The sequence below is a fragment of the Methylobacterium haplocladii genome (assembly GCF_007992175.1).
GTDB classification, from domain to species: domain Bacteria; phylum Pseudomonadota; class Alphaproteobacteria; order Rhizobiales; family Beijerinckiaceae; genus Methylobacterium; species Methylobacterium haplocladii.
On the sequence record NZ_BJZT01000077.1, the window covers coordinates 1 to 1,306 of the forward strand.

A 1,306-nucleotide genomic window follows, 5' to 3' on the forward strand; every position below is an offset into this window, starting at 1 on the left:
GGGTTTCTCGGAGGCTCCAACTCTTGAGAGGATGGAGCCATGACGAAGCGAAGCACACCCTTTTCGCCTGAGGTCCGTGAGCGCGCGGTCCGGATGGTGTTCGACCACCAAGGCGAGCACGGCTCGCAGTACGCAGCGATCCGCTCAATCGCGGCCAAGATCGGCTGTTCGGGAGAGACGCTGCGGAACTGGGTTCGCCAAGCCGAGCGGGACCAGGGCCAGCGAGCGGGACCGACTACGGACGAGCGCGAGCGGATCAAGGCGCTGGAGCGCGAGAACCGCGAACTGCGACAGGCTAACGAGATCCTGAGGAAGGCGTCCGCGTATTTTGCGTTTGCGGAGCTCGACCGCCGGTCGCGGACATGATCGCCTTTATCGACGACCATCGCGTCGTCTATGGGGTCGAGCCGATCTGCCGCGTGCTGCCGATCGCCCCATCGACGTACTACGCCCATGCCGCACGGCGCGCCGATCCTGGCCTGCTGCCGGCACGAGCCCGCTCGGACGCGGCGCTGATGATCGAGATCCGGCGCGTGTTCGAGGAGAACTTCTGCGTCTACGGCGTGCGCAAGGTCTGGCGTCAGCTCGGCCGGGAAGGGGTCGCGGTGGCCCGCTGTACGGTCGCCCGACTGATGCGGATCATGGAGTTGCACGGCATCGTGCGAGGCAAGAGGGTTCGCACCACCATCCCCCACCCGGCCACGGCCTGTCCGCTCGACCGAGTGAGCCGCCTGTTCAAGGCACCGCGTCCGAACGCCCTGTGGGTCAGCGACTTCACCTGCGTCGCCACGTGGAGCGGCGTTGTCTACGTCGCCTTCGTCATCGACGCGTTCGCCCGGCGCATCGTCGGCTGGCGGGCGTCGCGGACCGCCCATGCCGGCTTCGTGCTCGATGCCTTGGAGCAGGCCCTGCACGAACGCCGGCCGCTCCAAGGCGGCGGCCTCGTCCACCATAGCGACAGGGGCTCGCAATACCTCGCCCTGCGCTACACGGAGCGGCTGGCAGAGGCGGGCGTCGAGCCGTCCGTCGGCAGCGTCGGCGACAGCTACGACAACGCCTTGGCCGAGACGATCAACGGCCTGTTCAAAGCCGAGGTGATCCATCGATGCGGGCCGTGGCGCAGCTTCGAGGCGGTCGAGTTTGCCACCCTCGAATGGGTCGACTGGTTCAACACCCGCCGCCTGCTCGAACCCATCGGGAATATCCCTCCCGCCGAGGCCGAGGCGTGCTACTTTGCTCAGGTCGAGGTGAAAACCTTGGCAGCCTGACCCAAACCAAATCGCCTCCGGAAAACCCGGCGCGGTTC

The 1,306-nt window shown here is 66.9% G+C and carries 1 protein-coding gene and 1 other annotated feature; the gene reads left to right on the forward strand.

The features are described 5' to 3' along the window. Positions 1-39: 39 nt before the first annotated feature. Positions 40-1,268 (forward strand): IS3 family transposase gene (locus MHA02_RS21790; RefSeq protein WP_147082670.1). Its coding sequence is split into 2 segments (ribosomal slippage): positions 40-328 and positions 328-1,268, totalling 1,230 coding nucleotides; the frame shifts between segments, so codons are not numbered across the junction. Beyond that, positions 321-437 (forward strand) — a sequence feature (AL1L pseudoknot). It overlaps the preceding gene by 117 nt. Positions 1,269-1,306: the final 38 nt, after the last annotated feature.